Here is a 17,248-nt window from a genome sequence, read left to right as displayed (position 1 = left end):
TCAAAAATTATTTTCTTTTTAAGACTTTATCTAAAACAGCATTTATAAAAGATACTGACTTTTCTTCTGAATATTTTTTAGTTATTTCTATAGCTTCATTTATAGAAACCTTATCTGGAATATCTTCTACATATATTATTTCATAAGTAGCCACTCTTAAAATAGCTAGATTTATCTTAGAAATTCTCTCTATCTTCCAATTAACCAAAGATTCTTTAATAATCTTATCTAGTTCTTCAGTAGTATTATCTATGCCTTCTAAAATCTCTCTTATGTACTTGAAATCACCTTCATTCATATTATCATCAAAATTCTCTTTAAAATTCTCAATGATTTCTTCTACGCTTTCCTTATTTATCATTCTTTGATATGTCAATTGTACTGCTATTTCTCTTGATTTAACTCTGTTCATCTGATCCTCCTAAATTTTACGTATATGCTCTTATTATTTTACATTGAAACACCCTCTGATACCAGAGGGTGTATACTATTCTTGAGACTGTTCGCCATTAGTTTTAGGTAAAACTATACTTTGTACAAGTATATTTACTGCTGAAACATTCAAGCCTGTTAAAGCTTCAACGGTATTCTTTACATTCTCTTGAACTTGTGCAAGAACATCTGGTATATTTATGCCATATTGTACTCCTACACTAATTTCAATTGTTGCCCTATCTTCTTCAACCTCAACTTTTACAGCTTTACTTGGATTCTTTTTATTAGTAAATATTTGAGTAATGCCACTTGCAACTCCTTGAGACACTTCAAATACACCTTTTATTTCAGAAGCAGCAATTCCAGCAATAACACTAATAACTTCATCGGAAATTTTCACAGTACCAATATTATTTTCATTATTTTTAAACTCTTCCATTTGGTATATCCTCCTACGCTTAGAAAGCAATTCTACTTATCTTAGGTTTATTATAGCAAATAATTTTTTATTTTACAATTATTATTGCTTGCGTTCTATTCTTACATCGCTTCTACTAGTTACATTCTTAACAACATCTTGAATTTGTATACTTTGTTTTTCAGTTAATTCATCTTTACTCTTTACTACTACTCTTACTGCATTCTTTTCTATAAAACAAATTGCATCATCAAATCCTTTAGCTTTTACTCCAATTTCAATTTTTGTTTGATTGTTTTTACTTTCAGTTAATTCTGTAAGATCTTTAGTTGCTTTATCTTTAGCATCTTTTGAAGCTGTTGAATCATTGCTAACTTGTTTTAATGTTTCCATTGTAGTTGCTGCTGATTGCTCTCTAGTATTTCTTGCATCGTAAAAGAAGTCTTTACCTTTTGTTGGAGTTGTATTTTTGTCATTATTAAAGTTGATAGTTTCGCTAAGAGCGCCTGTTCCATCATCTAGTTTACCACTAACCTTTGCTGATAGTATAGCTGCACATACTATAAGTGCTAATAGGGTCAAAATTATACCTGCTTGTTTTTTGTTCATTTTTTTAAACCTCCCATTTCTTTCTATTGAATTATATGCTACTTTTTCATCGGATATACATTAACTTTATCTAATCCTATTCCATATAATGTTGAAACTGCTTGCGCAATATCATACTTTACTTTGCTGTCATCTGCACCTTCAGCTACAACCATAACTCCAGTTATCTTAGGTTTATAAGTTTTTACAATAAGTGGTTCATTTCCCCCATTTGATGAACTCATCACTACCTTATCTCCATCAGTTTTTTGATTTGTAACTCTCTTACCTCCTTCCTTATCAGTTTCTTCAGTAGTACTGCTTTGAGTATTTGAATCCATAGCCGGGACTTTTGTTTCCCCACTTTCAAAACTTATCATTACTTCTACATTCCCTATACCTTGAACTTCTCTTAATATATTTTTTAGTTCAATCTTCTGTGCTTCTTCATAATTCTTCAATGCAGCTGATTGATTATTATCGTTATTGCTATCCACCTTTGCCATCGTAGTTTTATTACTTGGTCCTGATGTAAAAAACGAAATTGACATGTAGAGCAATACTAATAATAATAGTGCCAATATGAGTTTCCACTTATTTTCTTTTTTCATAAGATCTTTAAAAAAATCTTTATTACCCATAACCTCTACTCCATTTCATATATTTTAATTTTATTATCATCAACTTTTAATATTTCTTTTAAATATGATCTTACTTGAGGATACTTTTCTGCTTGATTTTCATTTTTTATATCCACCTTTTGTATAGGCTTTATGCCATTATCTTTTACCCCAACTTGAACCATACTAAGCTTTATTTTATAATCCAAATCACTCATTTCTCCAGATAAAGAGACTTTAAAATCCATATCACTAAACTTTTCTTTTAATAACCTCTGGACAGAACTCTCCAATTGAGTCTTCGCTGGTATCGTATCTTCTTCTTTAGTTATCATAGATTGATTTGCAGAATCATTTACAATATATGCTTTAATTTTATTAGTGAAATCTTCTTGACCTCCAGCTAAAAAAGATAACACAGGCTTTATTATAACTATTGTCAAGATAATACCAAATACAAACTTACCATATTTTTTTAAACTATTATCAGGGAAAATCATTTCAACTGCTGTAATTAAGATTAATATGGCAGAAATACTTATAATCCATTGCTTTAAATATTCCATATTAGCCTCCTACAATAAACTTTCCTGTATTGACCATAATGCATAGTAATACAAAAAACATCATTGAAACACAAAGTAGCATACTGCAAACTAACATTAATGAGTCTGCTGCTCCGCTTATACAACTTACAATTCTTTTATCTACTATAGGTTCAATAACAGAAGCTGATATTCTATAAACTAGAATTACTGCTAACATCTTTATTACTGGGAATAAAAAGTATAGAACTATCATTATCAACCCAAAGACTCCAAACGCATTTTTTAATATCAAACAATATCCTGCGATAGTTGATATTGAATCAGATAAAGCTTTTCCAACTATAGGTATAAAATTATCCACCGCATATTTGGCGGTCTTTAATGTTACTGCATCTAAGGTACTCGATGTCATACTTCTAATAGAAATCAATCCAATAAACACTGTGAGGACAATTCCTTGAGCCCATAAGGTAATTTGCTTAATTAATTTAGCAAGCTGCTCTACCTTATGCTCCGTAGAAATATTATTTACAAAGCAAAGAACAAAACTCATTAGCGTTAATGGTATTAGAAAATCTAAATATATTTTAGGTGTCAATGAAACTGCACTTAACACCACAGGATCCATAGTAGCAGCTTGTACAGCCCCTCCAACAGATGCTATGAAAAATATCATAACTGGCATAATAGCCGTCATAAATTCTGTTAACTTTCCAATGGTATCTTTTGCAATCTGTACACTTGAAACAAAACTTTTTGTTAGTAATAATATAATAAGTACATAACAACTGTAAAACGCTATGTTTGCCACTTTAGTATTAGTAAATGCATCTTCTAAATTTTTTAGAAGTGAACTTATAATTGCTATTACAATAATTGCTATCATAACTTTTACTGCTATTAACAATTCTTTAAAAATTGTTTTTGATATCAAGTCAATAATTGCATTTGCTGAAAAACCACTACTTCCTGATTTTGCATACTGCTTTATAAAATCTCTTGGATTCATTTTATTCAGCAGATCACCATTATCAGTGCTATTCTCAACTTGCTTATAAAACTTTTCTACAGTTTCACTATTTAATGGATCTGATATATTTTTATCTTGTTCCACTGCATTTACATTAAGCCCAAAACTCATAAACAAAATGAAAAATGTCACTAAGAAAATAATTATTTTTTTCATTTTTTTCTCCTATAAAATCTTTATTATGGCTTCTAAGAGAGCTTTTAAAATCGGAATAGAAAGTCCAAGTATTAATATCTTTCCTGCAAATTCTACTTTAAGACCTATACTTGAGGCACCTGCATCCTTACAAACTTCACTGGCAAAAGAACATAAAAAAGATATTGCTAAAATTTTTAATACTATATTAAGATACAATATATCTACACTTGCTTTTCCGGATATATCTCTAATAAAATTAATTATTTCATTTAGTTGAAAAGCAATGAGAGAAAAAACTATAAGCGTAAAACCTAAAGATAACATACTGGCTATATCATCTTTTTTCCCTTTAAATAACAAATACAAGAATAGTGTAATCATTCCTATTGAAACTATCTTAAATATCAACATGATTTCTTACCTAAAAATAAAACATGGTTTTTACTGTATCAAATAACTTTACTATCATCGTTACTACCATGCTTAATAAGATAATAACACCAGCTAAATTAGCAATAGTTGCAATCTCATCTTTCCCACTGCTTTTCAGTACTTTGTCAATTATAATTAAAATCACACCTACTCCTGCTATTTTAAAAATCATACTTAAGTCAAACATCTATAAATTCCCCCTAGATTAGAAATATTGCTATTACAAGTCCCATGCTAACACCTAGCACTCTGTACATTTTTACATTCTTTTTTGCCTTTTCTGTGGCTTGATTTAAATTATCCTCCAAATTTCTTATGGCAATTTCAAATATCTTTTTTTGCCCATTTAGATCTGTACTTCCTAATGAATTACTAAGTTCTAGTAATACTCCGTAATCATCTGTTTCTAACATAAGTTCATCTTTATTTTTGTCAATAGCTTTACTAAAGGCTGAATTTATATTATTTACTTCTGAGCTATATAATAAATTTGATATATCTTGCAAAAAAGTTGATATTGGTTTTTCTTTTCTATTACTTACCCTTACCAATGCCTCAGGTAATGGTGTCAAGGAATAAAATATTTCATTTTGTAAATATACTACAGCATTTAACATTTGTGATAAGTGCTTAACTCTAAGCTTTACTGTTTCTGAAAGCTGAAATCCCAAAAAGGAACATATAATTACTATTAATAAAAGAATTACTATCTTAAGTTGCAATTTTATATTCCTCTCCTCTCTTAAAGTCATATATCTTTTCAATGTTTCCAACCTTACATCTATTGTTTAATACAATGGCTCTATCTAAAATTTTATTTTCTATAATTGAACTAAACACGTCTCTTCTATAAATGTCCTCCACATCTTCTCCATGTATTGAAGTAATTATTTTAACTCCACAGAGAAAAGCTTTTTCTAAGGCCAATATATCTTCTTTTGTTCCAATCTCATCACAAATTATTACCTCTGGGGACATACTTCTTATGGCCATCATCATTCCTTCATTTTTCATACAGCCATCAAACACATCTGTTCTTAACCCTAAATTCATCTGAGGCACACCTAGATAACAAGCTCCTATTTCGCTCCTCTCATCTATTACGGCTACTTTTTTACCTTTTAATCCAAGGTCTAATCTTCCTTCTGATATGTTTCTTGCTATATCTCTTAATAAAGTTGTTTTACCACATTTGGGAGGCGAAATTAAAATGGTATTTAATACTCGTCCACTATCACAGATATATTTCATAATCTTATCAGAGCAACCTATTACTTCTCTAGCAATTCTTATATTTAGTGAGTAGATATTTTTTAATGATTTAATTTTCCCATTTTCAATAGAATATTCTCCTGAAATTCCTATTCTGTAACCACCTTTCATGGTTATATAGCCTTGTCTAATCTCATCATCATAGGCATAGACTGAAAAATTACTAATTCTTTGTAGCATTTGATTTAGCTCAACACTTTTTACAATTTCTTGTATAATATATTCTTTATCATCTATATTTAGAATAACTGGAGCATTAATTTTCAATCTTATTTCTTGCAATTTATCCAAACTACCAAATCTTTTGATTTTGGAATAAACATTGCAAGGTAAAATCTTAAGAATTTCTTCCACTTAATCTACCTCCTTTTCATCTTTCTCTTTAACATATTATTAAGTTATTCTAAAAAATATTCCTAGAAATAAAAAAAATCTCAGGCGACTGTAGAGCCAGAGATTTTTTTTATGCATCTGCCTTTTCGAACGAATATGAGAAACATTAGGCAGGCGAATATAATTTCTTTTTTATTCTTTTTTCATACGAAACCTAATCAAATAGCCTTATTATAAGTTATCTACAAATTTAATTTTATTATAATATCCTAAAGAATAAGAAAAACTTGACCTTCATACAAAGTCAAGTTTCTTAAAATATAATATTTTACACATTTCATGCTTTTAATTTTGTAACATCTACTTATAATAAATTTTGATTGCAATTTGGGCAAAGTAAAACTTTATTATTTTTAATTGCTTCAACTTCAACATAAAGTTTTTTACCACAATTCTTACATTCTAATTCATCATAGCTGTCTTCAATATCTTCTAAATCCTCTACACTAACTTCTTCAAATAATTGATCTTGTAGTTCTGAAATATCTGCGTTAAGGTAACTGATGTTTTTATTAACATTGCTTATGTTTTCTTTCATTTCAGTAACTTCATCTTTAAGGCATTGCAAAATGCTCGTAGTTAATTCAAAAAATTCTTTATTTTCGCCTTTATACTGATCTAAAAATTGATAAAGCTCCTGTATTTTCCTGTCTATATTTTTCACTTTATCACTTCCTTTTATAGCAAATATGCTAAGTTCCTTCGAACTTAGCATCTAATAGCTATACTCTTTCCATGTATTCTCCAGTTCTAGTATCTATTCTGATTGTATCCCCTTCATTTACGAATACTGGTACGTTAACTACTGCTCCAGTTTCTACTGTAGCTGGTTTAGTAACATTTGTTGCTGTATTTCCTTTAACTCCTGGTTCTGATTCAGTTATTAATAATTCAACAAAATTTGGAGCTTCTACTGAGAATGCTTCGCCTTTATAGAATTTAATTACAGCTAACATATTTTCTTTTAAGAACTTTATAGCTTCTTCAACTTTTTCAAAGTTTAAAGGAATTTGTTCGAAAGTTTCTTGATCCATGAAATAGTATAATTCACCATCTGAATATAGATATTGCATTTCTTTTCTTTCTATAACAGCTTCTTGGAACTTTGCTGTTGGGTTGAAAGTTCTTTCTGTAACTCCACCAGCTATAACATTTCTAAGCTTTGTTCTAACGAAAGCTGCTCCCTTACCTGGTTTAACATGTAAAAATTCTACTACTGTATACACTTGTCCATCTAATTCAAAAGTTGTACCTTTTCTTATATCTCCTGCTGATATCATGAATATCCCTCCAAAAATTATATAATTTCATTAATATTATAACCACGTAAACCATTTTAATACTAGATAAATACAATTTATTCTAACATTCCTAATCACGTAATTAATATAATAAAATATTTTTAATGTATTTGATTTTAGTCATAACAATAGTATTTTATCAAATTCGTTAATTCTTTGCAATTATTTTCAATAAAAATTGTATTTTATTTCTCTAAAATAGGATTATTTTATCCATTATTATTGAAACTCAAGATAATATGTATATCACATATATTTTCCTTAGCTTCTAGTGTTACTATATCATACGTAATTTTCTCTCTATCTAAACAATCTAAAATATTAATTATATTATTATTTTCCCCCGTAGCAAAACATTGTACGCCCCATTTATTATCTTTATATTTCAAATCTTTATACGTAAAACCATATTTAGCAATTACTTTTTTTATTTCTCCATATGTCCACTTTTTATTTACCCGCTCTTTACCTGTTACATGAACTTTTTCACTTTCAATTTTATGTTGCTCATTAAATGAATCTATATTAACTCTATCTCTATTTAATTTTTGTACTTCAAATACTTGAAATAAAGCAATGACAAAAAGAATACTATTTATCATTATTATTTTTTTATTTTTCACTATTTAACTCCTAAAGTTATAATAAAATATTTCTGAACCATATCTATAGATTCAATATATACATCCTTGCAACCATTAATATCATTAACTAATATGTCTACATTTTCTTCTGTTACTTGCAATTTAATTTTATTATTTTCATACTTAAAATTGCTGCATTTGTTTAACATTGAATTTTGATTAATTGCTTTCAACTTATTACTTATTTTATCCTCCTTAATGGTTTTAATAGGAACCTTATCTATATCACTAGATATTATATTTCTCATATTTGAACTCTCATCATATAAAGCTTTTGTTCTGTTAACTACACATACTAATATTAAATTAGCTATAAGCATCAATAATAGTATTTCCTCAACATTTCGTTTTGCTTTTAGTTCTCTTTTAACAATTTCCTCCTTAGTAATGAAATTTCTATATCTATAAATCATAAACTACTCCACTTACATATCTAAATTGTTTTGAAATATTATTCACTTCAGTGATATTAGTAATATAGGTCACTGAATAATTAAAATTTATTAATCTACGTAAGACCATCTCTTCTTTTTTTAAAATATTATCTATATCTAGCATATTCTCAAAATTTATTATTGTTGACTGTATTAATGCTCCTTTAAGCACATAATTCACATAAATCACATTATTTATTTCATGTACAACACAAAATAAATTTTCTCTTTTAAGATAGTTGTAATACTTTTGAACTATAAGAAACTGTATTGGAAAAGTTGACCTTTTTGTCTTTATTGCGTTAAAATTCTCATTGCCTTTTACACTATATACAATTAAATATATTCCATCATGAATAATAACTTTATAATGAAAAAGCATATTGGATTCACCTTTAAAAGCAGCTACATTGCTTAAAATTATTGATTTTATATTAAATAACTGAAAAATGTTGATTCTATTTATGTTTAAGAATAACTGTTTTTCAAGGTAAAATTGGGCAACTATTTTATTGCTTTTTCTTTCTTGTAAAAGTTGCTGAAACTTGTCAAGCGTTACTTCTATTTATCTCACCTACTCTATAGAGTTTTCTATAATCATTGTTTTCATTTTGGCTTTTTCTAAAGAATAAATTGATAAGTTAACCATTATACTTACTAAAAAAAGAGCCAAAAACATGATAACTAGTATTTGTACTGTTGTAGAACCTTTTTTTCTTACGCTCTTATACATTCTCTAATTTCCTCTCCTGAATTTAGTTTTATCAAAATATATATAATATTCCCTTTCTGCTTACAGTTAAATTGCTGCACATCATTCAATATAGTTTGAGTTGTTCCATTTAAATCTAACCTCAAACCAAAAACATTTTTGTACAAAATTTTAGTTTTTTCTTTTGATTTATCATAATTTATTAATTTATTATCAGAAACATATATCTTATTATTACTACTTTTATCACCAATATGATAAAGTATAGTATTCATAATTCTATACAGTTTTTCCTCTTTATATGATGCCTGTAATTGTGTATATGCATTTTTGATTGATTTATTCATTACCAACAGCGTTGCAGTTAACAACATAGCAGATACGCCTAAACCTATAATCAACTCTATCAATGCAATTCCTTTAACCTTTTTCATAATTTCCCCTTAATGGTATAGTTGAACTTATCACCATAGTATTTATTAACATAGAAAATTTCATAAGAATATATGCTACTATCTTTTTTTACTAATACATTAATGTATTTTTTCAAATCTACGATATTCCCCTCAAATATATTAATCAGCGGTTGATCCTCTACAGCAAAATTATTTATATAATTAACATTAATATAGTTATTCTTATCCAACAAACTATTCATATAAGTTTCGTTATTGTTGCTTTTTAGCTCCTTTATAATACAACTACTATAATAATTAATCTCTTTTATCTTTATATTTTCTATTCTGCTCTTCTCATATGTTGAGTAAAGTGATATAAAACTAAGCATGAGTATTGAAAAAATAGCAGTTCCAAGCATTACATCAATAATTATAAATCCATTTTTATTTGTTTTTAATTTCATCATAAAAAAATCCTACTCTTATACTTATTCTCGTTACCTTTCCACTTTTATCTGCTAACAAAATAGCCCCTGCATATGCTTCTCCATTTGCATTAATTGTAATAGAGTTATCACTAGACTCATATATTCCTATTATCTTCATATCTCCCTTTACATGATTTCTTCTTCTAGTTTTTTTACAAGAAAAAAATCTATATTCTCCTGTTTTAGCATTAGCATATATGTTTCCAGTTACCTTATTATTTGCACAGTATAGTTTTGCATAAGTCAACATATCTTGAACTTCTTGTATAGTAACCTGCCTATTAATATCATTTTCAATCTTTTTTAATGCTTTTATGGATACAGTAGCGATGGAACATATGATACATATAACTCCTAGTACAACTACTAGCTCTATCAAAGTATACCCTTTACGCACTAAGCTAGCCCTCCGTATAACGATCCATATACTAATGCAGCCAAGCCAGCTACCACTATACCAAGAAGTAATAGCAATATAGGTTGCACTAAATTTACATATCTTGATAATGTAGAATAATATCGTTCTTCTAGGTTATCTATAATATTTAATAACTTTTCTTCCATACTCCCTGTAGATTCGCCTATAGCAATTAATGAAGAAGTTATTCTTGAAAACTTGAATGACTTTTTAATTGAATCACTGATACTGTTTCCTTCTGTTATATAAAAATAAAAATTCTCAATATCTTCTCTCTGAATCTCCCCTTCAATCTCTAGCATTTTTTGTATACCAGAATTTAATGATATACCGCTAGCAGATATTAAATATAGCATCCTAATAAAAAATAATTCACTCTTCAAATTTACTATTTTAAGTTTTGATTTAATCTTTGCCTTAAAATCTTTTACTGTAGGAAATTTAAAAAATAGACAAATAATTAATGGTGCTGTAATTAATAATATTAGTGCAAATTCAAAATTGTTGTTTATATACTTGCTGAATCCTATTAATATTTCCAACACACCGGTTATAGGCTTCCCCATACCAATATACATCTGTTCCATATTAGGCAATAAAAATATGATATACATTAAAATGAATATGATTATAGATATGGATACACTTATAGGATATATTAATGAACTAATTAACCTTTTTCTTTCATTTTGAGTTTTTTTATAATACTCTGCTAATATAATTAATATCTTATCTAACTTTCCAGTGTACTCACCTATATTTATGAACATCAAAAATACAGGTGGATACAAACTTTTATATGCATAAAAAGATTCATATATAGTATTCCCATTTGAAATAGATTCTTTAATGTTTTGCAAACTCTTTTGATATTTTTTGCTTATTATCTCTTGCTTCAGTTCATCTAAAGCTTGTGCTATACCAATTCCACTTTTTAAAAACAAACCCAAATTACTAGCAATAAATATTATGCTGTTATAATCAATCAAAATTTTTTTTATCCTCACTTATACTTATATATCTTTTAAAATCATCAATAGAAATATATCCATTTTCTACATAGTCACATAGGCATTCTTCTTTACTTTGAAAATTTTCTTCAGAAAGCTTGGTTTTTTCCTGGAGATTTCCATACAATATTTCAGAAACAACTATTCTTCCTGAGTACCCATTATTGCACTGCTTACAACCAACTGCCTTATAGGCTTTTTTTATTTTCAAATCATTATCATCTACTTCTATTAACTTCCTACAATTAGGGCATAACTTTCTAATCAATCTTTGAGATATAATTGCCTTAATAGAATCTTTAATTAAATATTCTTTTACTCCCATGTCCTTTAACCTGTTCCATACATTAAAAATACTATCTGTATGCAAGGTTGAATACACCTTATGGCCAGTTATAGCAGCTCTAACTGCATTTTGAGCTGTATCTTCATCTCTTATCTCTCCTACCATTATCACATCCGGATCTTGCCTCAAAACATGTTTTAATGCTTTTGAAAAACTTAATCCCATTTTCTCATTTATATTTATTTGATTTATATCATTCATTATGAATTCAGTTGGATCCTCAATAGTGGTAATATTTAATTCATTTGAATTTTCTTGTTTTAACAATGAATATAATGTAGTACTCTTTCCACTACCAGTAGGCCCACAAATAATCACTAGCCCCTCTTGTACCTTAATTATTTTATCCATTAATCTCTTTTGTTTTTCTGTATAACACATTTTTTCTATATTCAATAGTTCTTCATTCTTAAACAATAGTCTTATTACTAATTTTTCTCCTTGTATCGTTGGTACACTGGATACTCTAAGATCAAAGTTTTTTGTATCTTCAAATTGAAAACTTAATTTACCATCCTGAGGTGTCAACTTATCAGCAATATCCATATTGGCTAAAAACTTCACTCTAATAATCAATGCATTATATTGTTTAACGTTTAGAATGAATTTAGTAAACATTACTCCATCTATTCTAAACCGAATTACGCATTTTTCTTTATAACACTCAAAATGTATATCACTTGCTCTTTCCCTTATTGCTAATTTTATTATCTCTTCTACTAATTTATTTTCCCCATTAGAATTCATATTGCCAAAAATTTTGTACTGCTCTTCAATTTTTTTTCTTAATTCTTCTCTGCTTCTTAATACCAAATTAACTTCCATTCCATAAATTGTTTTCAAGTAATTTAATATATTTTCATTTTTTTCGCATACCTCTATTGTTATAACGTTATTTTCCTTTTTAATTGGTAAAATCATATGTTTAAGTACAAATTCTTGTGAAAGCTTCTCCATTAATTCAAAATTAATTAAACTCATAGCTACCTCCCTTTTTGAAATTATGTCCATATTGCTTTTTTTCTAATCAAAAACAAAAAAATTATTTCAAGATTCATAAATCATCTTGAAATAATTCTAAACTAAGTATTCGGTATATAATTTTCCCCTTCTAAATCTATTTCTAACTTTATTTCATTATTTTTAATATCATAGCTATATAAACCTTCTGCTCCCTGACTCTTGCCAACAAAAAGTGTCTTTGAACCACTTTGCAACAAATAGGAGTCATTTTCTATCTCTTCTGGAAATTCATAATTTATTTTGTTTACCTCACCTTTTCTTATAACGTATATGTTGCCCTTGTCTTCCTCTGTACTCTTAATTATTAAACTATCTTCATATACTTTCAAGTCTTTTATAACTTTAAAGTGTACTGTATTTGTAGAAGTTTTATTTGTTTTCATATTAAACACTTTAATATCTGATCCCTCAGTAAATCCATTAAATAAATATATTATCTCATCACCATTCATATGTAAATAATTAACATATCCTTCTTTTATGTCTATAATTTTATTAATCTGATTATCATTAATATTATAAGTAAAAATACCTGTTTTTTTATTACTAACTCCATAAAAAATTAAATTATCATCTTCTGTCCATTCAATTAAATCTGCTGACAAATCAATCTTAATTTCCTGCTTTCTCATTGAATTTAAATCTAAATAATAATACGTATATATATCCCCGTTTAAAACCTTATAAAATATCTTATCCCCACTTTGATTAATTTTAGTGAATATAACATTGTCTTCTAAGTTAATATTTAAATCACCTTTTTTGATATTAATATGATCTTCATTCAAAGATTCTACTATTTTATTTTTATAAAATAAAATAGTATTTTTACCATATGGGGTTTCAGATAAATTAATTAGTTGATTATTATCCCATTGAAATGTACTGATTTTCCCATCAATGTTTCTTTGTAAAATATATTGAGGAACATTTATTGCTGAATTATGATTAACCACCTTATTTTTCTTCTGTTCTTTGTTACAGCCCATAAATACAAAAGCTATAAGTACAATCGAGCCTATTTTTAATAATTTTTTCATTTATTTATCACCATTAAACTTCTATTTTATTGTAACTACATACTATAAAATGTTATACTATTTTTAATAAAAAAGAAAGGTGAGATATTATGGCATTTGACGGCATTTTCCTTCATAAAATTATAAATACTTTAAATAATGAGCTAATAGGTAAGAAAATCGATAAAGTTAACCAACCAGAAAAAGATGAAATTCATCTTTCAATTAGAAATATGAAAAAAGTAAAATTGCTTATTTCAGCAAGTTCCTCTTATCCCAGAATGCACCTTACAAAACAAACTAAACCAAATCCAATTCAAGCCCCTATGTTTTGTATGGTACTTAGAAAATATTTGTTAGGAGCTAAAATAGTAAATATAAAACAATATAATACAGATAGATTTCTTTCAATTGATTTTGAAGTTACAGACGAACTAGGTTTTAACAGCATTTACACATTGTATATCGAAATCATGGGCAGACATAGCAATATCTCTTTGGTTAGAAGTAGAGATAATAAAATCGTAGATTGTATCAAACATATATCTTCAGATGTAAACTCTGTAAGAATACTTCTTCCTGGATTTGAATACGTTATGCCACCTCTTTCTGACAAAATAGACCCATTTGCTGAAAACAACAATCTAGAAAATTTGCTTAATTCAGAAATAACTGGTGATAATTTTTACTCTAAGAACTTTAATGGAGTATGTAAGCAATTTTCAAAAGAACTATTTAGTTTAAATAACACTGATAAATTTGATACTAATTGTTTAGAAACTACAAAAAAAGTTTTTAGTTCCATAAACTCAAATAACGACTACTATATATTTACTAACTCAAATAAATCTGTTATTGATTTTTATTGCTATGACTTAAAGTCCTTAATGTATAGTAATAAAATAGCATTTGATAATCCCAATGATCTTTTAGACGAATTTTATAGTTCAAAGGATAAACAGGATAGATTATCTTCTAAATCCTCTGATTTACACAAATTAATAAAAGTAAACATGGATAGATGTTTGAAGAAAAAAAATATTTTAGAAAATGAATTAAAGGATTGTGAGGAAAAAGATGACTTTAGGATAAAAGGTGAACTTTTGACCTCTTATATTTATTCATTAAAAGAAGGTATGAATGAAATTTCCTTGCTTAATTACTATAGCGAAGAGGAATCTTATCTAACAATTAAGTTAGATCCATTAAAAAATCCTTCTGAGAATGTTCAGGCATATTTTAAAAAATATAATAAATTGAAAAAAACTGAAGAAGCTGCTAAAGAACAATTGATAATTAATTCTTCTGAATTAGAATATTTAAATTCTGTTTTAACCTCAACAAACAATGCTGAAGAATATACTGATTTAGATGAAATAAGAAATGAACTTGTAGTTTCAGGATATATAAAATTCAGCAAAAATAAAGCCAAAAAAGAAAGCAAAGCAAAACCTATGCATTTTATATCTTCAGACGGAATTGACATTTATGTTGGTAAAAATAATATTCAAAATGACTATTTAACATTAAAGTTTGCTGACAAAACAGATATTTGGCTTCACACTAAAACAATCCCAGGATCTCACGTCATAATAAAGCAATCTAAGGTGCCAGATTCAACTTTATTAGAAGCTGCAAACTTAGCTGCATATTATAGCAAAGGTAAGGACTCTTCTAAAGTAGAAGTAGATTATACCCAAGTTAGAAATGTGAAAAAACCTTCTGGTTCAAAGCCTGGTATGGTAATTTATTATACTAACAACACTATTGTTATTGATCCTGAAGAACCAAAATTAGAAAAAGCTAAATAGAATAAATATAAATAGAACGGTCTTAAAGATAACATCTATTATCTTTAAGACCGTTTTAAAGTTTAGTATATCTATATTAGTTTTTCTTTTTTGCTTTCCACGTCTTTAAAGTATTGATAAAAATAGCATTTCAACTTACCATTGTATAGTTTTCTATTCTTATTAGATTTTGCACCAAAGTATTTCTCAAAGAATTCATATGAAGTTAAAGCATATAGTTCCCAAAACGGCAATTTCTTTTTTATGCCGCCCAAAACTTTATACAAACTTTGTACTTCCTTCTCATCTGATAATCTCTCACCATAAGGAGGATTTGTTATAATATACCCATACTTTTTACTTGATGAAAAATCTTTTACATCAGCTCTTTGAAAATGTATCATACTTTCAAGTCCAGCAAGTTTTGCATTGGCTCTAGCTGTTGCAAGCACCCTTCCATCTATATCATATCCAATTAAATTTAAGCTATTGTTTTTTATTACTCTCTTAGCATTTTCCCTAACCTGTACCCATAAATCCGGATCCATCATCGGCCAATCTTCACACACAAAAGTTCTGTTTAATCCAGGCGCTATATTATTTGCTATCAAAGCTGCCTCAATAAGAATAGTCCCTGAACCACAAAATGGGTCAACTAAAAGAGATTCCTTATCCCATCTTGATATAAGAACCAATGCTGCTGCTAAAGTTTCCTTTAATGGTGCACTTCCTGCATTTGCTCTATATCCTCTTTTATGTAATCCTGGTCCAGTTGTATCTATTGTAAGAGTAACTACATCCTTTAATATAGCGACTTCAACTTTATATACTGGCCCATCTTCTGAAAACCAATCTACCTTATATCTCTCCTGCATATTCTTAACTATAGCCTTCTTAACTATAGATTGACAGTCTGGAACACTATGTAAAGTTGACTTTATAGATTTTCCTACTACATGGATTTTACCATTCACAGGTATAAGCTTCCACCATTCTATCTCAGTAGTTTTATTAAATAATTCTTCAAAGCTTCTAGCTTCAAACTCTTTCATTTTTATTAAAACTCTGTCTGCTGTTCTTAACCAAGTATTAGCTATGGCAATATCCATTTCATCACCTTCAAAGGTTACTTTACCATTCTCTACTTGTAAATCGTCATATCCTAAATTTTTTAATTCCTTAGCTGTAATTGCTTCTATTCCAAAGGTTGCTGTGGCAATTAAATCAAATTGCATCACTATCCCCTCCTATCATTTCATATATTTTTACAGAATCTTCTCCATCAATTTCTTCAATTTGTACTGCTACAATTTCATTTTTTGATGTTGGAATATTCTTTCCAACATAATCTGCCCTTATAGGCAATTCTTTATGCCCTCTATCAATTAACACTGCTAGCTGAATAAGATTAGGCCTACCTAAATCTACAATAGCATCTATTGCTGCTCTCACAGTTCTACAGGTATAAAGTACATCGTCCACTAAAATTACCTTTTTGCCTTTTACATCTAATTTCATTACATCTGTTTTTAATGTTGGCTTTTCAGTTATAGTACTCAAATCATCTCTATATAAAGTTATATCCACACTTTCAACGGGTAATTCTACCCCTTCAATTCTTTTTATGTTTTCTGCAATCCTTTGAGCTATAGGATATCCCCTTCTTCTAATTCCAACTAAAACTATATCTTCAACCCCTCTATTCTTTTCAACAATTTCATGAGAAATTCTAACCAAGGTTCTCTTCACTGATTTTTCATCAAGTATATTGGCTTTAAGTCTCATAGTATC

Annotated in this window: 25 protein-coding genes; 1 reads left to right on the top strand and 24 read right to left on the bottom strand. The window is 28.0% G+C overall.

Annotated features, from left to right (window positions below):
• Nucleotides 1-7: 7 nt before the first annotated feature.
• The 22 genes from nusB to OCU47_RS07125 form a co-directional block, all read right to left on the bottom strand.
• A complete protein-coding gene (gene nusB, locus OCU47_RS07230) occupies nt 8-412 on the bottom strand; it encodes a transcription antitermination factor NusB (protein ID WP_261827926.1) in 405 nt (134 codons plus the stop codon).
• 75 nt (nt 413-487) lie between these two features.
• A complete protein-coding gene (locus OCU47_RS07225) occupies nt 488-874 on the bottom strand; it encodes an Asp23/Gls24 family envelope stress response protein (RefSeq protein WP_261827925.1) in 387 nt (128 codons plus the stop codon).
• A gap of 81 nt (nt 875-955) precedes the next feature.
• Complete coding sequence (locus OCU47_RS07220) at nt 956-1,462, bottom strand: SpoIIIAH-like family protein (RefSeq protein WP_261827924.1); 507 nt, start codon at nt 1,460-1,462, stop codon at nt 956-958.
• Nucleotides 1,463-1,500: 38 nt separating this feature from the next.
• Entirely contained in the window at nt 1,501-2,082 is a 582-nt protein-coding gene (gene spoIIIAG / locus OCU47_RS07215) for a stage III sporulation protein AG (RefSeq protein ID WP_261827923.1), read from the bottom strand.
• Nucleotides 2,083-2,087: 5 nt separating this feature from the next.
• Nucleotides 2,088-2,627 carry a stage III sporulation protein AF gene (gene spoIIIAF / locus OCU47_RS07210; RefSeq protein ID WP_261827922.1) on the bottom strand — a complete coding sequence of 180 codons (540 nt, stop codon included), beginning with the start codon at nt 2,625-2,627 and terminating at the stop codon, nt 2,088-2,090.
• 1 nt (nt 2,628) lies between these two features.
• Nucleotides 2,629-3,795: a stage III sporulation protein AE gene (gene spoIIIAE / locus OCU47_RS07205; protein ID WP_261827921.1), complete on the bottom strand. Its 1,167-nt coding sequence runs from the start codon at nt 3,793-3,795 to the stop codon at nt 2,629-2,631.
• A gap of 9 nt (nt 3,796-3,804) precedes the next feature.
• On the bottom strand, nt 3,805-4,188 hold the full coding sequence (spoIIIAD, locus tag OCU47_RS07200; protein WP_261827920.1) for a stage III sporulation protein AD: 384 nt from the start codon (nt 4,186-4,188) through the stop codon (nt 3,805-3,807).
• Between the two features lie 10 nt (nt 4,189-4,198).
• Nucleotides 4,199-4,396 carry a stage III sporulation protein AC gene (spoIIIAC, locus tag OCU47_RS07195; protein WP_261827919.1) on the bottom strand — a complete coding sequence of 66 codons (198 nt, stop codon included), beginning with the start codon at nt 4,394-4,396 and terminating at the stop codon, nt 4,199-4,201.
• Between the two features lie 13 nt (nt 4,397-4,409).
• Entirely contained in the window at nt 4,410-4,931 is a 522-nt protein-coding gene (gene spoIIIAB / locus OCU47_RS07190; RefSeq protein ID WP_261827918.1) for a stage III sporulation protein SpoIIIAB, read from the bottom strand.
• Nucleotides 4,921-5,835, bottom strand: a complete 915-nt coding sequence (gene spoIIIAA, locus OCU47_RS07185; protein WP_261827917.1) for a stage III sporulation protein AA — start codon at nt 5,833-5,835, stop codon at nt 4,921-4,923. Before spoIIIAA ends, spoIIIAB begins: the two co-directional genes overlap by 11 nt.
• A 343-nt stretch (nt 5,836-6,178) precedes the next feature.
• Nucleotides 6,179-6,589 (bottom strand): hypothetical protein, encoded by a 411-nt coding sequence (locus tag OCU47_RS07180; protein ID WP_261827916.1) that lies wholly within the window; start codon nt 6,587-6,589, stop codon nt 6,179-6,181.
• Nucleotides 6,590-6,596: 7 nt separating this feature from the next.
• The gene (gene efp / locus OCU47_RS07175; protein WP_261827915.1) at nt 6,597-7,154 is read right to left on the bottom strand and encodes an elongation factor P; all 558 of its coding nucleotides are present in this window, start codon (nt 7,152-7,154) and stop codon (nt 6,597-6,599) included.
• A gap of 230 nt (nt 7,155-7,384) precedes the next feature.
• Nucleotides 7,385-7,798, bottom strand: a complete 414-nt coding sequence (locus OCU47_RS07170) for a hypothetical protein (RefSeq protein ID WP_261827914.1) — start codon at nt 7,796-7,798, stop codon at nt 7,385-7,387.
• Nucleotides 7,798-8,232 (bottom strand): hypothetical protein, encoded by a 435-nt coding sequence (locus tag OCU47_RS07165; RefSeq protein WP_261827913.1) that lies wholly within the window; start codon nt 8,230-8,232, stop codon nt 7,798-7,800. The genes OCU47_RS07170 and OCU47_RS07165 overlap by 1 nt, the downstream gene beginning before the upstream one ends.
• Nucleotides 8,222-8,635, bottom strand: a complete 414-nt coding sequence (locus OCU47_RS07160) for a hypothetical protein (protein ID WP_261827912.1) — start codon at nt 8,633-8,635, stop codon at nt 8,222-8,224. The genes OCU47_RS07165 and OCU47_RS07160 overlap by 11 nt, the downstream gene beginning before the upstream one ends.
• Before the next feature lie 192 nt (nt 8,636-8,827).
• Entirely contained in the window at nt 8,828-8,986 is a 159-nt protein-coding gene (locus tag OCU47_RS07155) for a hypothetical protein (RefSeq protein ID WP_261827911.1), read from the bottom strand.
• Nucleotides 8,971-9,399 (bottom strand): competence type IV pilus minor pilin ComGF, encoded by a 429-nt coding sequence (locus tag OCU47_RS07150; protein ID WP_261827910.1) that lies wholly within the window; start codon nt 9,397-9,399, stop codon nt 8,971-8,973. Before OCU47_RS07150 ends, OCU47_RS07155 begins: the two co-directional genes overlap by 16 nt.
• Complete coding sequence (locus OCU47_RS07145; RefSeq protein ID WP_261827909.1) at nt 9,396-9,830, bottom strand: hypothetical protein; 435 nt, start codon at nt 9,828-9,830, stop codon at nt 9,396-9,398. The genes OCU47_RS07150 and OCU47_RS07145 overlap by 4 nt, the downstream gene beginning before the upstream one ends.
• A complete protein-coding gene (locus tag OCU47_RS07140) occupies nt 9,808-10,248 on the bottom strand; it encodes a type II secretion system protein (RefSeq protein WP_261827908.1) in 441 nt (146 codons plus the stop codon). The genes OCU47_RS07145 and OCU47_RS07140 overlap by 23 nt, the downstream gene beginning before the upstream one ends.
• The gene (locus OCU47_RS07135; protein ID WP_261827907.1) at nt 10,248-11,258 is read right to left on the bottom strand and encodes a type II secretion system F family protein; all 1,011 of its coding nucleotides are present in this window, start codon (nt 11,256-11,258) and stop codon (nt 10,248-10,250) included. Before OCU47_RS07135 ends, OCU47_RS07140 begins: the two co-directional genes overlap by 1 nt.
• Entirely contained in the window at nt 11,251-12,606 is a 1,356-nt protein-coding gene (locus OCU47_RS07130) for a GspE/PulE family protein (RefSeq protein WP_261827906.1), read from the bottom strand. Before OCU47_RS07130 ends, OCU47_RS07135 begins: the two co-directional genes overlap by 8 nt.
• 101 nt (nt 12,607-12,707) lie before the next feature.
• A complete protein-coding gene (locus OCU47_RS07125) occupies nt 12,708-13,688 on the bottom strand; it encodes a hypothetical protein (protein ID WP_261827905.1) in 981 nt (326 codons plus the stop codon).
• Nucleotides 13,689-13,777: 89 nt separating this feature from the next.
• Here OCU47_RS07125 and OCU47_RS07120 point away from each other — a divergent pair, with 89 nt between their 5' ends.
• Nucleotides 13,778-15,478 carry an Rqc2 family fibronectin-binding protein gene (locus tag OCU47_RS07120; RefSeq protein WP_261827904.1) on the top strand — a complete coding sequence of 567 codons (1,701 nt, stop codon included), beginning with the start codon at nt 13,778-13,780 and terminating at the stop codon, nt 15,476-15,478.
• A gap of 71 nt (nt 15,479-15,549) precedes the next feature.
• Here the strand turns inward: OCU47_RS07120 and OCU47_RS07115 are convergent, their stop codons facing one another.
• Together OCU47_RS07115 and pyrR are read right to left on the bottom strand one after the other, a co-directional pair.
• The gene (locus tag OCU47_RS07115) at nt 15,550-16,692 is read right to left on the bottom strand and encodes a THUMP domain-containing class I SAM-dependent RNA methyltransferase (RefSeq protein ID WP_261827903.1); all 1,143 of its coding nucleotides are present in this window, start codon (nt 16,690-16,692) and stop codon (nt 15,550-15,552) included.
• Nucleotides 16,682-17,242 (bottom strand): bifunctional pyr operon transcriptional regulator/uracil phosphoribosyltransferase PyrR, encoded by a 561-nt coding sequence (gene pyrR, locus OCU47_RS07110; RefSeq protein ID WP_261830596.1) that lies wholly within the window; start codon nt 17,240-17,242, stop codon nt 16,682-16,684. The genes OCU47_RS07115 and pyrR overlap by 11 nt, the downstream gene beginning before the upstream one ends.
• Between the last annotated feature and the right edge of the window lie 6 nt (nt 17,243-17,248).

Source organism: Clostridium sp. TW13 (assembly GCF_024345225.1).
GTDB classification, from domain to species: Bacteria; Bacillota; Clostridia; order Clostridiales; family Clostridiaceae; genus Inconstantimicrobium; species Inconstantimicrobium mannanitabidum.
The sequence above is the reverse complement of the archived record's forward strand: the minus strand, read 5'-3'. Positions and strand labels throughout refer to the sequence as shown.